At 71.9% G+C, this 15,491-nt stretch carries 17 protein-coding genes; 8 read left to right on the forward strand and 9 right to left on the reverse strand.

The window, feature by feature from the left end; genetic code table 11:
* Positions 1–106: 106 nt before the first annotated feature.
* The 4 genes from ACFXGI_RS21505 to ACFXGI_RS21520 form a co-directional block, all read right to left on the reverse strand.
* Positions 107–1,072, reverse strand: coding sequence for a ParB/RepB/Spo0J family partition protein (locus ACFXGI_RS21505; RefSeq protein WP_384708906.1), 966 nt, complete (start codon positions 1,070–1,072; stop codon positions 107–109).
* Complete coding sequence (locus ACFXGI_RS21510) at positions 1,069–2,346, reverse strand: ParA family protein (protein ID WP_384708909.1); 1,278 nt, start codon at positions 2,344–2,346, stop codon at positions 1,069–1,071. Before ACFXGI_RS21510 ends, ACFXGI_RS21505 begins: the two co-directional genes overlap by 4 nt.
* 192 nt (positions 2,347–2,538) lie before the next feature.
* Entirely contained in the window at positions 2,539–3,216 is a 678-nt protein-coding gene (locus ACFXGI_RS21515) for a ScbR family autoregulator-binding transcription factor (protein ID WP_384708912.1), read from the reverse strand.
* A 158-nt stretch (positions 3,217–3,374) separates the two neighbouring features.
* Entirely contained in the window at positions 3,375–3,737 is a 363-nt protein-coding gene (locus ACFXGI_RS21520; RefSeq protein WP_384708915.1) for a carboxymuconolactone decarboxylase family protein, read from the reverse strand.
* A gap of 159 nt (positions 3,738–3,896) precedes the next feature.
* Here ACFXGI_RS21520 and ACFXGI_RS21525 point away from each other — a divergent pair, with 159 nt between their 5' ends.
* Both ACFXGI_RS21525 and ACFXGI_RS21530 read left to right on the forward strand, forming a co-directional pair.
* On the forward strand, positions 3,897–5,183 hold the full coding sequence (locus tag ACFXGI_RS21525) for a cation:proton antiporter (protein ID WP_384708918.1): 1,287 nt from the start codon (positions 3,897–3,899) through the stop codon (positions 5,181–5,183).
* A 190-nt stretch (positions 5,184–5,373) separates the two neighbouring features.
* Positions 5,374–5,880, forward strand: coding sequence for a DinB family protein (locus ACFXGI_RS21530; protein WP_384708921.1), 507 nt, complete (start codon positions 5,374–5,376; stop codon positions 5,878–5,880).
* Between the two features lie 9 nt (positions 5,881–5,889).
* Here ACFXGI_RS21530 and ACFXGI_RS21535 read toward each other — a convergent pair whose 3' ends face one another.
* Positions 5,890–6,444 carry a flavoprotein gene (locus ACFXGI_RS21535; protein WP_384708924.1) on the reverse strand — a complete coding sequence of 185 codons (555 nt, stop codon included), beginning with the start codon at positions 6,442–6,444 and terminating at the stop codon, positions 5,890–5,892.
* 231 nt (positions 6,445–6,675) lie between these two features.
* Between ACFXGI_RS21535 and ACFXGI_RS21540 the strand changes: the two genes are divergently transcribed.
* From ACFXGI_RS21540 to ACFXGI_RS21550, 3 genes are all read left to right on the forward strand, one after another.
* Complete coding sequence (locus ACFXGI_RS21540; RefSeq protein WP_229344221.1) at positions 6,676–6,891, forward strand: DUF4287 domain-containing protein; 216 nt, start codon at positions 6,676–6,678, stop codon at positions 6,889–6,891.
* Positions 6,892–6,969: 78 nt separating this feature from the next.
* Complete coding sequence (locus ACFXGI_RS21545) at positions 6,970–7,812, forward strand: NAD(P)H-binding protein (protein WP_384708927.1); 843 nt, start codon at positions 6,970–6,972, stop codon at positions 7,810–7,812.
* Positions 7,813–7,846: 34 nt separating this feature from the next.
* Positions 7,847–8,854, forward strand: coding sequence for an AraC family transcriptional regulator (locus ACFXGI_RS21550; protein WP_384708930.1), 1,008 nt, complete (start codon positions 7,847–7,849; stop codon positions 8,852–8,854).
* Here ACFXGI_RS21550 and ACFXGI_RS21555 read toward each other — a convergent pair.
* Entirely contained in the window at positions 8,851–9,327 is a 477-nt protein-coding gene (locus tag ACFXGI_RS21555; protein WP_384708933.1) for a GNAT family N-acetyltransferase, read from the reverse strand. The genes ACFXGI_RS21550 and ACFXGI_RS21555 overlap by 4 nt on opposite strands.
* 113 nt (positions 9,328–9,440) lie before the next feature.
* Here ACFXGI_RS21555 and ACFXGI_RS21560 point away from each other — a divergent pair, with 113 nt between their 5' ends.
* On the forward strand, positions 9,441–9,977 hold the full coding sequence (locus tag ACFXGI_RS21560; protein WP_384708936.1) for a DUF1772 domain-containing protein: 537 nt from the start codon (positions 9,441–9,443) through the stop codon (positions 9,975–9,977).
* 18 nt (positions 9,978–9,995) lie between these two features.
* On the opposite strand, the gene ACFXGI_RS21565 is transcribed toward ACFXGI_RS21560, so the two are convergent.
* A complete protein-coding gene (locus tag ACFXGI_RS21565; RefSeq protein WP_384708939.1) occupies positions 9,996–10,490 on the reverse strand; it encodes a DUF1772 domain-containing protein in 495 nt (164 codons plus the stop codon).
* A 197-nt stretch (positions 10,491–10,687) separates the two neighbouring features.
* Between ACFXGI_RS21565 and gdhA the strand changes: the two genes are divergently transcribed.
* Positions 10,688–12,043 (forward strand): NADP-specific glutamate dehydrogenase, encoded by a 1,356-nt coding sequence (gene gdhA, locus ACFXGI_RS21570; RefSeq protein ID WP_384708942.1) that lies wholly within the window; start codon positions 10,688–10,690, stop codon positions 12,041–12,043.
* 182 nt (positions 12,044–12,225) lie between these two features.
* Positions 12,226–13,542 (forward strand): AMP-binding protein, encoded by a 1,317-nt coding sequence (locus ACFXGI_RS21575; protein ID WP_384709126.1) that lies wholly within the window; start codon positions 12,226–12,228, stop codon positions 13,540–13,542.
* Between the two features lie 21 nt (positions 13,543–13,563).
* Here the strand turns inward: ACFXGI_RS21575 and ACFXGI_RS21580 are convergent, their stop codons facing one another.
* Positions 13,564–14,853, reverse strand: a complete 1,290-nt coding sequence (locus tag ACFXGI_RS21580; protein WP_384708945.1) for an MFS transporter — start codon at positions 14,851–14,853, stop codon at positions 13,564–13,566.
* The gene (locus ACFXGI_RS21585) at positions 14,850–15,389 is read right to left on the reverse strand and encodes an ArsR/SmtB family transcription factor (protein WP_384708948.1); all 540 of its coding nucleotides are present in this window, start codon (positions 15,387–15,389) and stop codon (positions 14,850–14,852) included. The genes ACFXGI_RS21580 and ACFXGI_RS21585 overlap by 4 nt, the downstream gene beginning before the upstream one ends.
* Between the last annotated feature and the right edge of the window lie 102 nt (positions 15,390–15,491).

The raw sequence follows: 15,491 nt of genomic DNA on the forward strand, positions 1-15,491 counted from the left end.
AACCGCACGGCTGAACGCACATGAAGCGCACGTGGGGGCGCTGACAGCGTTAACGGCGTTAACGGCGTTAACGCCCCCGGCGTAGGTGCTGCCCCGGAGGCCCGGCTCAGAGCCGTTGCATCAGGAGCTCGGTGACGGCCTTGAGGTCGTCCGGGGTGAGGTGGGCCGTGAGGCCGTCCGCGATCGTTTCCGGGGAGTCCGTGGCGATCGTGATCCGGGGCGCGGCGGGTACCGCGGCCGGAGCGTTAACGGCGTTAACGGCGTTAACGGTCGGAGGGGCCGGAGCCGGAGCCGGGGTGGGAGCGTTAACGGCGTTAACGCCGTTAACGGTCGGCGGGGGAGTGTGCGTGCGCTGGCGCGGCGGGTTGGGGGAGCTCAGGGTCTCGTCCGCCGCCTCCTCCTGCTTCTCCTGGGGGAGCCGTCCGATCCGGCGGGCCGGTTCGACCTTGAGCTCCCCGGTGTCGACCTTCTCCTGGAGCGCCGGGGTCAGGTTCAGGAGGGTCAGGCGCTGGGAGACCCAGGCCGGCGTCTTGCCCAGCCGCTTCGCGACCTGGGCCTGGGAGCCGTGGACGTCGACGAGCTCCTGGAGCGCACGTGCCTGGTCCATGGGGGCCACGTCCACGCGGTGGACGTTGGCGATCAGCGCCGACTCCAGGATGTCCGCCGCGGAGGCGGACAGGGCGTCGTTCACATGGATGTGCATGGTCTTCAGTCCGGCGAGCTGGGCCGCCGCGAGACGGCGGTTGCCGTCGATGACCACGTACGGGGCACGGCCCAGACCGTCGGTCTGGCCCGGGTGGGCTTCCATGAACGCCATGCGGGTGGCGACGGCGAGGGGCTGGAGCTGGCCGCGGGAGATGAGGGACTGGGCCAGCTCGTCGAGTTCGGTGAGGTCCTCTCGGAGGTTGAACGGGTTGTGGGCGAGTGCCTCGATGGGGACCTCGGACGGCGCGACCATGCCGGAGGTGGGCGCTCCCGTGGCCTCCGCGATCGCCGCGCGGCGGGGGCTGACGCCGACGGGCTGGGCCCGGGCGAAGGATGCCGAGACTCCGAGTTTGTCGGCCTTGCTCATGAGATCTCCCTGGCGAGGGCGCGCAGCGCGATGGCCTGGTCGCCCTTGGGTGAGTAGACGAACAGCGGCTGCTTCACGCGGACGGCTTCGCGCTGTTCCTTGAGGTCGGGCACGATCGCCACGACACGCGGATCCTTTATGTCCATCCAGGCCTGCAGCGAGGACGTCGCGATGTAGCCGCGGCGGCCGTCGTAGAGGTTGACGACGAGGCCGAGGTAGTCGATGTCGAGGCTGAGGTCGTCGCGCAGGTCGTTGATCTGGGAGGTGAGGAGGTCGTACGCGTCGGCCGACGAATCCTCCGCCTGTACGACGATCAGCGCGCCGGAGGCACCCGGCTGCTCGGTGTCGCGGCGGCGCCCGTAGTAGATGGCGGCGTCCATGCTGAGGCCCAGGCTGGGCGGGCAGTCGATGAGGATGACGTCGTACTCGGACTCGACGGGGGCCAGCGCGCGTTCGAGGGCGGCCTCGCGGGCGCGGACGGTGGAGAGGCGGACGTCGAGGAGGAAGGCGTCCGTGCAGGCGGGCAGGAGGTGGAGGCGGTTGCCGAAGCGCTGGTCCGGGACGGGGACGATCAGGTCGGCGAGGGGGCCCTTGGCCTCGCCGGCCATGTGGCAGGTGAGGCTGTCGCCGCCGATGGGCAGTGGCTGCTGGCCGAGCTGCTTGGTGAGGTGGCCCTGGGGGTCGAAGTCGATCAGCAGGACGCGCATGCCGAGGCCGGGGAGGTCTTCGAGGTCGAGGGGGGTGGTCTCGGGGGGCTGGTGCCCGCCCACCCTGCCGTCCTCGCCGTCTTCGGTCGCAGAGCGGCGGGCCAGCTGGCGGGCGATGCGGACCGGGTGGAGGCTGTCCGGGTCCTCGGCGAGGGCCTCTGCCGTGCCGGCGGTGATGGCGGTCTTGCCGACGCCGCCCTTCTGGTTGCACACGACGATGCGGCGTACGACGGAGGGACGCCTGACGGTGGGCGCGGGGTTCATCTCCAGCCAGAGGCGGACCGCTTGGGCGAGGCCCTGGATGAGGGAGACTCCGCGGTCCTTGGAGCCGGCGCGGAAGGACTCCCACTGGCCGGAGGGCAGCCAGGTGGAGAACGATTCGGCGCCCGAGGTGTCGACGGGGGAGGGGGCGGAGGCGAGGGCGCTCCAGTGGGCGATTCCCTGGTGCACGGCGTCCTGGATGTCCACCCGCAGTTGCGCGGTGCGGATTTTCAACTCCTGGCGGAGCCACGGGGGGAGCTTGGAGACGACCTTCTCTCGGTCGCTCTGGGTCGAGGGCGAAGTCATGAGAGGGACTTTACTAACGTTCACGGGTCCATGTGCGCGCCACGCTTGGGTTTTGCTAACGAAATGGTCCGTCGTTTCGTGTGAGGGGTGGAGTTACGGGCGCCGGGTACGCGACAGGGCGGCCTCGCACACTCCGTAGCGAGCACCCCCGTGGTTCACCACGGCGTGTGCGAGGCCGCCCTGGACACGCCGTCAGCCGACCGGCACCGCCGGGGAGTCCGGGATGGTGGTCAGCCCGAGTTCGGCCCGGCACTCGGGCGAGCCCGCCGGGTCGAAGCGGGGGAGGCGGCCCGCGGGGACGATTCCCGGGAGGAGGAAGTGCCACAGGTCGAAGACGCGGGTGTGCAGGTCCTCGCGGCCGGTGCGCACGTGTGAGGTGACCTGGATACCGGTGAACGCGCCGACGAGGAGCGTCGAGAGGTCGTACAGGTCGAGCGTCGGGAAGACGTCGCCCCTGTCCTGGGCCGGCTTCAGGCAGCCGAAGGCGGTGTCGATCCAGGTGTTGTACGGGGTGGGGTCGGGGTTGGTGAAGGAGCCGAACTCGATGACGAGGCGGATGGCTGCGCGGATGCGGACGTTGGAGCGCAGTCCGTACGCCATCTGGTGGGTCAGGTCGATGACCGTCTGGAGGCCGGGCTCCTCGATGGCGGGGACGCCTTCGGAGACTTGGAACTGCTCGTCCATCAGGGTGCGGGCGAGGGCTTCCTTGGACTGGAAGTGGAAGTACAGGGCGCCCTTGGTGACTCCGGCGTGCTTGACCACGTCGCTGAGGCTGGCGGCGCCGAAGCCGAAGCGGTCGAAGGCGATGGCTGCGCCGTCGAGGATTGCTTGCCGGGTGATCTCGGCGCGTTCCTGCCGGGCCCTTGCCATGTGGGGGTCTCCTGGTGCGTTGCCGCTTGCCGCTGCTGAAGCTCGTACAAGGTTCAATCTAGTGGCGCGACCCCAAAGAAAACCAGTCGACAAGTACTTTTAAGTGGGAGTGACTGACGGTTCGTCGGAACCGGCGACCGTTAACGGCGTTAACGCCGTTAACGGTCGCGGCTCAGGACCACTCGGCGCCGGACCTCGTCCGGGACCGGGTCGCTGCGGTCCGCGACGCGGGTCACGGCCTCCGCCAGGGCGAGGGCGGAGCGCTCGGCCTCCGTGAAGTACGGGGTGTCGCGCCAGCCGGCGACCGCGAAGAGGCGCTCGTCGGTCTCGCCGAGCTTCTTCGCGATCTTGGGGTGCATGTCGAGGCACACGCCGCAGGCGTTGATCTGGCCGGCGCGGAGGTGGACGAGTTCGAGGGTCCGCTCGCTGATCCCGGTGGCGGCGACCGCCTTCCCGATGGCCGACAGGCCGGCCATGGCGCCGGGGACGACGAGGGCGGGGTTTCCCATGCGTGCGGTCATTGTGGTCTCCCGTGGTCTTGGTGGGTTGCCTTCACTGCACGGCGATTCTTCTTTCCGGCGGGCGTCGAGGTGTTAACGGCGTTAACGCCGTTAACGGTCGGACCCCCGGAAGTGTGGGGCGGTTCGTTGCCGGGGCCGGGGGATCGGCGGAAGCCTGTGATGGTGGGAGCGTCACGTGATCCGCTCGAAGCCGTGCTGGTGGCCGTACCCGTCGTCGTTCTCGCGTGCGGCGTGGCCGCCGCCGTGATGCGCAGGCTCGGGCAGACGGCCGTGGTCGGGGAGATCCTGGTCGGGATCCTGCTCGGTCCCTCGTTGCTCGGGTGGCTCTGGCCGGCGGGGAGCCGGTGGCTGCTGCCGGGGGAGGTCCTTCCGTCCTTGGGGGTACTGGGGAACCTGGGGCTGCTGGTCTTCATGTTCCTGGTAGGGCTGGAGCTCGACCCCGGGTTGCTGCGGGGGCGCGGGCGGGCCGTGGTGTTGGTGAGCCAGGCGAGTGTGTGGATCCCGCTGGGGCTCGGGGGCCTGCTGGCGCTGGCGATGTACGGGTCCCTCGCGCCGGAAGGGGTCGGGCGGGCCGAGTTCGTGTTGTTCGTGGCCGTCGCGATGAGCGTGACCGCGTTTCCGGTGCTGGCGCGGATCCTGAAGGACCAGGGGCTGTACGGGACGCCGGTGGGCGCGCTGGCAATGGCGTGTGCGGCGGTGGCCGACGTGGTGGCGTGGTGCCTCCTGGCGTTGGTGGTGGCCATCGCCCAGCCGCTGGGGGGCGGGGGAGGGGGTGCCTGGGGGACCGTCGGCATGGGAGCGCTGGCCGGGCTGTTCCTGGCGGGGATGTGGTGGGGCGTACGGCCGTTGCTGGCGTGGGGGGTGGAGAGGTGGGCGCCGGATCCGGAGTCCGGCGCCGGTCCGGTGGTCTGGTTGTGCAGTGGGCTCTGTCTGGCGGCGTACGCGACGAACGCGATGGGGGTGCACGCGCTGTTCGGAGCGTTCGTGTTCGGGGCGGTCGTGCCGAGGACGGCGGTGGTCGGGGCCGCGGCGGAGCGGATGCGGGCGTTCGCGGTGCCGGTGCTGCTGCCGCTGTTCTTCGTCGGGAGCGGGCTGAAGACGGACGTGGGGCTGCTGGGCGGCGGCACTGTGTGGCTGTGGGCGGTGGCGGTGCTGGCGGTCGCGGTCGCCGGGAAGTGGGGCGGCGGGGCGGGGGCCGCGCTGCTGGCGGGGCAGCCGGCGCGGGACGCGGTGACGCTGGGGGCGCTGATGAACTGCCGCGGGGTGACGGAGCTGGTGGTGCTGAACGTGGGGCTCGGGCTCGGGGTGATCGGGGCGGAGCTGTTCACGGCGCTCGTGCTGATGGCTTTGGTGACGACCGCGGTGACCGGGCCGGTCGTACGGGCCTTGCGGGCGCGGGCCGGGGAGCCGGATGCCGAGGCCGCCATGGTCGGCGCGCGGCGTTGACGCCGTTAACGCCGTTAACGGTCCCGCTGCCCGGGCACCCCGGGCCCTCGGCCGGGGCCGGCGTTAACGCCGTTAATGATCCACATGGATGAGCCCCCGGGGTTGTCGGCGTTAACGGCGTTAACGGCGTTAACGGTCCGGGATGTGGAACGGGGGGCGCGGGACGGCGTACGGCTGTGATCATCGGGTGGTGATCGACGAGCAGCGGACCCGGCCCGTACTGACGGGCGATGAGCGCGCCACCCTGACCAGCGTCCTCCAGTGGCAGCGGGACACCCTGATGATGAAGTGCGCGGGGCTGACCGACGAGCAGTTGCGGTGCAGGGCGGTCGCGCCGTCCGGGCTGAGTCTGATCGGGCTGGTGCGCCACCTGGCGGAGGTCGAGCGGGGGTGGTTCCGCAACGTCCTGAACGACGAGGACGTACGCGGCTGCTTCCCGAGGAACGCGGCGGGGGAGTGGACGGAGTTCCACGTCGAGGACGCGGATCCGGCGGAGGCGTTCAGGATCTGGGAGGACGCGTGCGCGCGCTCCCGGGCGATCGTGGACGCCGCCGAGTCGCTCGACGTGACGGGGCACGACGGCGGTCAGGCGTACTCGCTGCACTACATCCTGGCCCACATGATCGAGGAGTACGCCCGGCACAACGGGCACGCGGATCTGCTGCGCGAGGCGATCGACGGGGCGACCGGGGAGTAGCCGCCTGCTTCACGGGGTGTGCGGGGTGGTCGCGGAGTCCAGGGCGGTGAGGGCCGCCGGCCAGGGGAAGTGGGGCGGGGCGTCGACGCCGGCCGGGCCGGGGATGAAGCCGCCCTCGCCGTAGAGGACGCGGACGCCGGCGCCGCGCAGGGTGGCCAGGGACTGGTCGAACTGCGGGTGGGCGGCGAGGGCGGCGTTCGTGCAGGGCATGGTGACGACCGGGGTGCCCTTGCCGATGGCCTCCGCGGCGACGCCGACGGCGAAGCTGTCGGTGAGGCCGAGGGCCCAGGCGTTGAGGGAGTTGAAGGTCGCCGGGGCGAAGAGCAGGGCGTCGGCGGCGGGCCATACGTCTGGCTCGCCGGGGAGTTTGTACTGCCATCGCACGGGGTGCCCGGTCAGGGCCGCCAGGCCGTCGAGGCTTCCGGCGACCCAGTGCGCGGCGGTGGGCGTGAGGCCGAGGCAGACGTCCCAGCCGCGGGACTGGGCGTCCTCGATCACGTGGGCCACGTCGAAGACGGGCGGGGCTGCGGAGCAGAGCAGGTAGAGAGTCCTCGTGGGGGTCATACCGACATGTGATCACATTGCTTGATCTCGACCCTAGTTGAGGGACTCTGATCGGCCGGTTTGACCGAAGCGGTCCCGTTTCCGGCTGACTTGGCGAGAAGATCGGCCAGGAGGCGCGTGGAGGACCTCTTCCAAGATTCTTGCGGGGACAGCGATGAGTTTCGGGGCGGGACCGGGTCCAACCCTTTGTACGACGCGGACGACAGCCAGGATGACAGGAGAATCGCAGAGATGAGCGAGCCGGTGAAGGGCCCCGCCAGTTACTTCCCTTCGATCGAGAAGAAGTACGGGCGTCCCGTCGCGGAGTGGAAGGACCTGATCCGGTCCTCGCCGCTGAGCAAGCACATGGAGCTGGTCTCCTGGCTCAAGGCCGAGCACGGGATCGGGCACGGCCACGCCAACGCCCTCGTCGCGCACACCCTCGGTGAGGACGCCGGACGGGCCTGAGCGCCGCGTGGACGCTTGCGCATGGAGTTGAGCTTTTCGGCGATGTCGCGTCTCGCCGGGGCGGGCTTGACTTGAGGCATGACACAGACACGGGCACAGACGACGAACGACACCCACTCCCTCACCCTCGTCATCGGCGGGAACGGCAAGACCGGGCGGCGCGTTGCGCAGAAGCTGCGCGGGCAGGGGCGTGCCGTGCGGATCGGGTCGCGTACCGGGGCCCCCGCCTTCGACTGGAACGTGCCCGGGACCTGGGGGCCGGCGCTGGAGGGCGTCGACCGGGTGTACGTGACCTACTACCCGGACCTCGGGTTTCCGGGGGCCGCCGAGCAGGTCGGCGCGTTCTCGGAGGCGGCCGTGGCCGCCGGGGCGCGGCGGCTGGTGCTGCTGTCCGGGCGGGGTGAGGAGGCCGCTCGGCGTGGGGAGGAGAGCCTGAAGGCGTCCGGGGCCGACTGGACGGTCGTCAGGGCCAGCTGGTTCAACCAGAACTTCGACGAGGACTTCTTCCTGGAGCCCGTACGGTCCGGGGAGATCGTCCTGCCGACCGCGGACGCCGTCGAGGCGTTCGTCGACACCGACGACATCGCCGACGTGGTGGTGGCCGCGCTGACCGGCGACCGGCACATCGGCCGGACGTACGAGCTGTCCGGGCCGCGGCTGATGAGCTTCGCCGACGTCGCCGCCGAGCTGTCGAAGGCGACGGGGCGTGAGATCGCGTACGCGCCCGTCTCGGACGAGGAGTACCGGGCCGCGCTCCGCGAGAACGGCCTGCCCGAGGAGTTCGCCGACCTGTTCACGCAGATCCTCGACGGGCGCAACGCGCATCTGGTGCACGGGGTGGAGGAGGTCCTCGGGCGCCGGCCCAAGGACTTCGCCGACTTCGCTCGCGAGGCGGCGGCCACCGGTGTCTGGGAGGTTTGAGTTCCTGACACGGGGCCGGGGAGAGGATGGGGCCATGGACACGCTGACCGGTCTGCTCGAAGGACCCAAGGCCCGGGGTGCCTTCCTCCTCAAGGCCGTCTACAACCCGCCCTGGGCGGTGCGGATCGAGGACCGGGCCCCGCTCTCGGTGGCCACGATGGTGCACGGCTCGAGCTGGCTGCTCCCCGACGGCGGTGAGCCCGTACGGATCGGCCCCGGGGACGTGGCGGTCGTACGGGGGCCCGAGCCCTACACGATCGCCGACTCCCCGGACACGCCGGTGCAGATCACGGTGGACCCGGACCAGCGGTGCAGCACCTCGGACGGCGAGGACGTCACCGACAGCATGGCGCTGGGCGTGCGGACGTGGGGCGCGGAGCTCCAGGAGGCCGGGTCGGCGGTGATGCTGAGCGGCACGTACCAGGCGCCCAGCGAGATCGGCCGCCGGCTGCTGGCCGCGCTGCCGACGATCGTGGTCCGGCCGGCGGCGGCCGCGGACGCCACGCTGATCGGACTGCTCGCCACCGAGATCTCCCGGGAGGAGCCGGGCCAGGAGCTCGTCCTGGACCGGCTGCTCGACCTGCTGCTGATCGGGGTGGTGCGGACGTGGCTCGCGGATCCCGGCTCGGGGGCACCGGGCTGGTACCGGGCGCAGGGCGATCCGGTGGTCGGCCGGGCGCTGCGGCTGCTGCACGAGAACCCGGCCCACGGCTGGACGGTGGAGGAGCTCGCGCACAAGGCCGGGGTCTCGCGGGCCTCGCTGGCGCGGCGGTTCACGGAGCTGGTGGGCGAGCCGCCGATGGCGTACCTGACGGGGTGGCGGCTGGCACTGGCGGCCGATCTGCTGCGGGAGCCGGACGCCACGGTGGCGACGGTGGCCCGGCGGGTCGGGTACGGGTCGGCGTTCGCGCTGTCGACGGCGTTCAAGCGGGTACGGGGGGTGAGCCCGCAGGAGTTCCGTACGGGGGCGGCGGCTGCGCCGACGGCCCGGCCGGAGGCGGGCGGGCCGTCGCGCACCGTGGTCCTGCCGGGGAATGCCTAGAGGGACAGGTCCAGTACGCCCACGGTCTGGCCGCCGCTCGTCTCGCCGGTCAGCTGGAAGCCCAGGCCCAGGTAGAACGGCTCGGGCGTGCCGGGGCCTTGCTCCCACGTGACGTAGGCGCGGTCGGCGCCGCGGCTGCGGAGCTCGGCGGTGAGGGCCTGGACCGCGAAGCGGCCGTAGCCCTTGGCCTGGTGGGCGGCGGAGACGTTCAGCCGCCAGATGCCCGAGCGGATGTCGGCGGGGTCGCGCTCCGGGTTCCAGGCGATGTCGACGAAGGCCATGACGAAGCCGACCACCTCGTCGCCGTCGACGACGGCGAGCGGCCGGGCGGTGTCCCCGTGGACGTAGGCCTCGGCGAGGGACTTGACCACGGGGGAGACGAGATGGGCCTGGTCGGGCCGTACCTGGACCGCGCACACCGCATCGAAATTGGCTGCGGTGACCGGCTCCAGGCGCAGTGCGGAGGTGCTCATGGCCGCACCCTAGCCGAGGCCGTGTCCTGCGCCGGCGGCGGATGTTCGGCGACGGGATCCGATCAGTGCCAGTACCAGTACCAAGTATCAGTACCAGCAGAAGGGAGCTTCCCATGCAGACGAACACCATCGCCGTCGGCGGCGGCAGCCGGATGGCGACCGTCCTGCTCACGGTCTCGACCGTGCTCGTGGGCCTGATGGCGGGCCTGTTCTTCGCGTTCGACGTCTCGGTGATGCCGGGGCTGGCGCGGGGCGACGAGCGGACGTACGTCACCGCGATGCAGAACATGAACGCCGTCATCGACGGGAGCGGGCTGTTCGGCACCGTCTTCGTGGTGGCCCTGCTCGCCGCCTTCGCCTCGGCGGCCGTGGAACTGCGAAGGGGCCGGCGCGGGGTCGCGGTGTGGGCGGGGGCGGCGGCCGTGCTCTACCTCGCCGTCCTGGTGATCACCTTCACCGTGAACATCCCGCTGAACAACGAGCTCGCGGACGCGGGCGACGCGGCCCGGCTGACCGACTTCTCGATCGTGGACCGGTTCGAGGGGACCTGGGTCGCCGCCAACATCGTGCGCACGGTGTCCAGTACGGCGGCACTGATCGCCCTCGTGCGGGCGCTGGTGCTGTACGGGCGGGCGACCGGCCCCCGGTGAGGCGCCGTCAGGGCCCGGTCAGAGGCGGCCGCTGAGGACCAGGGCCCAGGCCAGGCAGCCGAGCGCGATCGTGCACAGCAGTGTCCGCCGGCGGTTGGCCGCCGCCCAGCGCGCCTCGAAGGCCTGCCGGACGGCGGCCGGGTCGGCGATGTGCTCGACGGGGCCCGCCCTGTCCAGGGCGTTGTTGAGCGGGATGTTGATCCGGCCCGTGACACCGAGCTGCAGGGCGTACGCGACGAGGGCGGCGATCAGCGGCGGCGCCACGGAGCCCGCGCCGGAGGCGAGGTGCAGGACCAGGGCGAGGGCCGTCAGCAGCAGGGAGCCGAGGAAGGCGGTCATGAACAGGCCGTTGACGATGGCGACGTTGACGCGCTGCATCACCCGGATGAGCGTCCGGTCGTCCGAGCGCCGCAGCGCCGGCATCACGGACACGTCGAAGGCGAAGAACAGGCCCGCCATGAGGCCCGTGGTGACGGTGGCGGCGATGAGTGCGGCAAGTCTCGCGGTGTCCACGTCCGGTTCCCCCTGCTGATCGTCTGCTCGCGGTCATGTGCGGGTCGTCGAAGCTCAAGGCTGCCGATCCTAGGGCTCTGCAAAAAATGCGCGTCCTGGACACACTCCGCTCGGAAACGACCGATATTCGCGGACCTGCTGGCACCATGCATGCACCTGCCGTCGTCTAAGCACCGCGCACTCTCTGGAGGACACACGTGAAGGACTCGAAGGACAGGCTGGAAGCACTGCGGGCCGAGATCGAGCGCCGCAACCCCGCTCAGCCGGAGTTCCACCAGGCGGTGCGGGAGGTCCTGGAGACCCTGGCACCCGTTTTCGCCGCCCGGCCCGAGTACGCGGATCCTGCGGTGGCGTTGGTCGAGCGGCTGACGGAGCCGGAGCGGCAGATCGTGTTCCGGGTGCCGTGGCAGGACGATCGCGGCCGGGTCCACGTCAACCGCGGCTACCGCGTCGAGTTCAACAGCGCGCTGGGACCGTACAAGGGCGGCCTGCGCTTCCACCCCTCCGTGGACATCGGCGTGGTGAAGTTCCTGGGCTTCGAGCAGATCTTCAAGAACGCGCTGACGGGGCTGGGCATCGGCGGCGGCAAGGGCGGCAGCGACTTCGACCCGCGCGGTCGCTCGGACGCCGAGGTCATGCGGTTCTGCCAGTCGTTCATGACCGAGCTGCACCGGCACATCGGCGAGCACACCGACGTCCCGGCAGGGGACATCGGCGTCGGCGGCCGCGAGATCGGCTACCTGTTCGGCCAGTACCGGCGCATCACCAACCGCTGGGAGGCCGGGGTCCTGACCGGCAAGGGAGCCGGCTGGGGCGGCTCCGCGATCCGGCCGCAGGCCACCGGCTACGGCAGCGTCCTGTTCGCCGCCGAGATGCTGAAGGTGCGGGGCGAGTCGCTGGAGGGCCTGTCGGCTGTGGTCTCCGGCTCGGGCAATGTGGCGCTGTACACGATCGAGAAGCTCCAGCAGCTCGGCGCGAACCCACTGACCTGCTCGGACTCCCACGGCTACGTCGTCGACGACAAGGGCATCGACCTCGCGCTGCTGAAGCAGGTCAAGGAGGTCGAGCGCGGCCGCGTGAGCGAGTACGCGGAGCGGCGCGGCGCCTCGGCGCGGTACGTGCCGGGCGGGCGGGTCTGGGAGGTCCCGGCGGACGTGGCCTTCCCCTCCGCCACGCAGAACGAGCTGGACGGCCAGGACGCCCGTACGCTCATCGCGAGCGGGGTCAAGGCGGTCTCCGAGGGCGCCAACATGCCGACCACCCCGCAGGCGGTACGGCTCCTGCAGGAGGCCGGGGTCGCCTTCGGGCCCGGCAAGGCCGCCAACGCGGGCGGAGTCGCCGTCAGCGCCCTGGAGATGAGTCAGAACGCCGCCCGTATCGCCTGGAGCGCGCAGCGCGTCGAGGAGGAGCTCGCGGGCATCATGCGCTCGATCCACGCGGTCGCGTACGAGACCGCCGAGCGGTACGGGAGCCCGGGCGACTACGTGACGGGCGCCAACATCGCCGGCTTCGAGCGGGTCGCCGACGCGATGCTCGCCCAGGGTGTGATCTGAGCGCCGGACCCGAGCGCGGGCGGGAGGTCCGGGGCTTCGGCTCCGGACCCCGCTCCTCTCCGGACCCCGCTCCTCCAGCCCCGGTGGAGAGGGCGGCCGTAGCCTGGGGCCGAGCTGCCGGAGTGAACACCGAGGGGGACGTGACCGTGCTGACGGCGTTGGACGGGGTGTACGGGGATCGGATGGATGCGGTCTCCGTCGCGGGGCGGACCGCCTCGTACGAGGAACTGCTGGGTGCGGCCCGGGCGGTGGCCGCCGATGTGGCCGGGGCGAAGTCCTTCGCGGTGACCGCGACGGCCTCCCTGGAGACCGTCGCCGCCGCGGTCGGGGGGCTGCTGGCCGGGGTGCCCTTCGTACCGCTGCCGCCCGACGCCGGGCCCGCCGAGCGCGAGCACGTCCTGCGGGACTCCGGGGCCGAGGTCGTGGAGGTGGACTTCGCCCGGCGCTCCGACTGGACCGGGCCCGCCGCCGCGCCCGAGGACCCGGCGCTGGTGCTGTACACCTCCGGGACCACGGGCGCGCCCAAGGGCGTGGTGCTGACCGGCGCGGCGCTCGCCGCCGACCTGGACGCGCTGGCCGGAGCCTGGCAGTGGAGCGCCGAGGACACCCTCGTGCACGGGCTGCCGCTGTTCCACGTGCACGGGCTCGTACTCGGCGTGCTCGGGGCCCTGCGCACCGGCAGCCGCCTCGTGCACACCGGGCGGCCGACGCCCGAGGCGTACGCGGAGGCGGGCGGAAGCCTGTACTTCGGGGTGCCGACCGTGTGGTCCCGTATCGCCGCGGACCCCGAGGCCGCGGGCGCGCTGTCCGGGGCCCGGCTGCTGGTGTCGGGGAGCGCGGCGCTGCCCGCGCCCGTGTTCCGGGACCTGGAGCGGCTGACGGGGCTGCGGCCGGTGGAGCGGTACGGGATGACGGAGACGCTGATCACCGTGAGCGGGCGGGCGGGCGGCGAGGTGCGGCCCGGCACGGTCGGCACCCCGCTGCCGGGGATCCGTACCCGGATCGTCGCCGAGCCGGGTGCCGAGATCGGCGAACTCCAGCTGACCGGGCCGACGTTGTTCGCCGGGTACCTGGGCCGGCCGGAGGCCACGGCGGCCGCGTACACCGAGGACGGATGGTTCCGTACGGGCGACATCGCGGCCGTCGACGAGGTGGACGGGGTGCACCGGATCGTGGGGCGGGCCTCCATCGACATGATCAAGACGGGCGGGTACCGGGTCGGCGCCGGTGAGATCGAGAACGCGCTGCTGGACCACCCCGGGGTGAGCGAGGCCGCGGTGGTGGGTGTGCCGGACGCGGACCTGGGGCAGCGGGTCGTGGCGTTCGTGGTGGCGGAGGGGGTGACGGGGGCGGAGCTCACGGATTTCGTCGCCGCGTACCTGTCCGTGCACAAGCGGCCGCGGGAGGTGCGGTTCGTGGCGGCGATCCCGCGCAACGCGATGGGCAAGCCGCAGAAGAAGCTGCTGCTGACGGGGGAGTACGGCCCGCAGACCGGCTGAGGCTGCGCGGGGCCCGGCCCCCTACACCGGTCGGTTCGTGGGCGAGGAGCCGCTCGCGGCGTCGTGGGTGGCGTCGTCCCCGAGGGCGGCGGCACGCAGCGCCGCCTCGACCCGGCGGTTGCCGGTCATGGTCGCGGTGACGGCGGTCATGGTGAGGAGGAGACCGGCGGCGGTGTAGAGCGGGGTGCGCACGTCGTAGGTGGTGGCCAGCCAGCCGCCGAGGAAGGCGCCGAACGGGGCGGCGCACAGGGCGAGCATGCGGGAGGTGGAGGCGACGCGGCCCATCAGGTGGGCGGGGACGATCGCCTGTCGGAGGGAGGGGGCGAGCACCATCGTGGCGCCCATGCCCGCCCCGCAGACGGCGAGCGCGAGGCCGGCGACGTACGGGTTCGGGGCGGCGGCAAGGCCCAGGATGGCGAGTCCCTCGACCGCGGCCGTGCAGGTCAGCGCGGTGCCGGTGCCGAGGCGCCGGCCGAGGAAGGAGGCGATGCCCGCGCCGAGCAGGCCGCCGGTGGCCTCCGCCGTGAGGAGCAGGCCGAAGCCGAAGGTGCCGATGCCGAGACGGTCGTGCGCGAAGAGGGCGAGTACGGTCTCCACGGCCAGGAAGGCGATGTTCCCGACCGCCGGGCGCAGCGCGAGCCCGAGCAGCAACTGGTTCCGCAGGACGTAGGCGGCGCCGGCCCGCGCCTGTCGCAGCAGCGACTCACGGGCCTGCGGTACAGGCCGCGGTGCGGCGGGCAGCGACCGTACGAGCAGTGCGCAGAGCGCGAACGACACCGCGTCGGCGAGCAGCGGAACCGCCCGCCCGAGCGCGAGCAGCGCACTGCCCGCGGGCGGCCCCGCGAAGCCGGACGCGGCGGTCTGGGTGCCGCGCAGGCGGGAGTTGGCGCGCTCCAGGAGCGCGGGGTCGCGGCCGAGCAGATCCGGTAGATAGGCAGTGGCGGCCGTGTCGAAGAAGAGTCCGCCGAGGCCGAGCAGGAAGGCGACGGTCGCGAGCAGTGGAATGCCCAGCACGTCGAGCGCCGCCGCTGCCGCCGCTGCCGCGAGCAGCACCGCACGCGCCGCGTCCGTGATCCACATCGTGCACCGGCGGTCCCACCGGTCCACCAGCGCACCGCCGAGCACCCCGAACAGCAGCCACGGCAGCGTTCCGGCGGCCGTGACGACGGCGAGCGCCATCGGATCCCGCGTCAGCGTCAGCGCGAGCAGCGGCAGCGCGGCATGCGTCACCCCGTCACCGAAGGAGGACACCGTCTGCGCGGTCCACAGGCGTCCGAACCCGGTCGGCAACTTCCGTATGTCAGAGGTCACTTGGCGTCCCCTTCGGCCTGTCGGCGCGGTGCCGGGTGGAACAGTGCGAAGACGAGTGACGCGTCCGGCAGCGACGGGTCGGACAGCTGCCGGTACTCGTTGGCCAGCGCCTCCAGCCGCGCCCCCAGTTCCGCGAACTGCTCGTCGGTGAGCCGCAGGTGCGCCATCCCCACGTGCCGCTCGGCGTCCGCCGGCGCCGCCTCCAGGTCCGCCACCGCATGCCGCATCAGCACGTCCGGCCCTCCCTCGCCCGGATCCGGCAGCACGATCGCCCGCGCGGCCATCGCGTAGTACCGCTCGGTGACCCCCCGGACCTTCCGCGTTCGCACCACCTTCACCAGGCCGGCCCGCTCCAGCAGCCGTACGTGGTAGCTGGAACTCCCTTTCGCGAGGCCCACCCGTTCGGCGATCTGCGTGATCGTCGCGGGCTCGAAGCGGAGGACGGCCATGATCCGGTGACGCGTGAGGTTGGAAACGGCGCGCAGCTGCTCGTCCGTGGTGACGTGGAACGTCTCGGGAAGATCATCGGTAGGCATGGCTCAATGGTCAACACTTCTTGACCATTGCGCAAGGGGTTTCGTACTCGAAGTGCCGCCGGGTCGGCTCCCGGCGTGGTGCCACGTGGCACCACGGAGCGC

Origin of the sequence: Streptomyces sp. NPDC059355 (genome assembly GCF_042752335.1) — a bacterium.
Classification (GTDB): domain Bacteria; phylum Actinomycetota; class Actinomycetes; order Streptomycetales; family Streptomycetaceae; genus Streptomyces.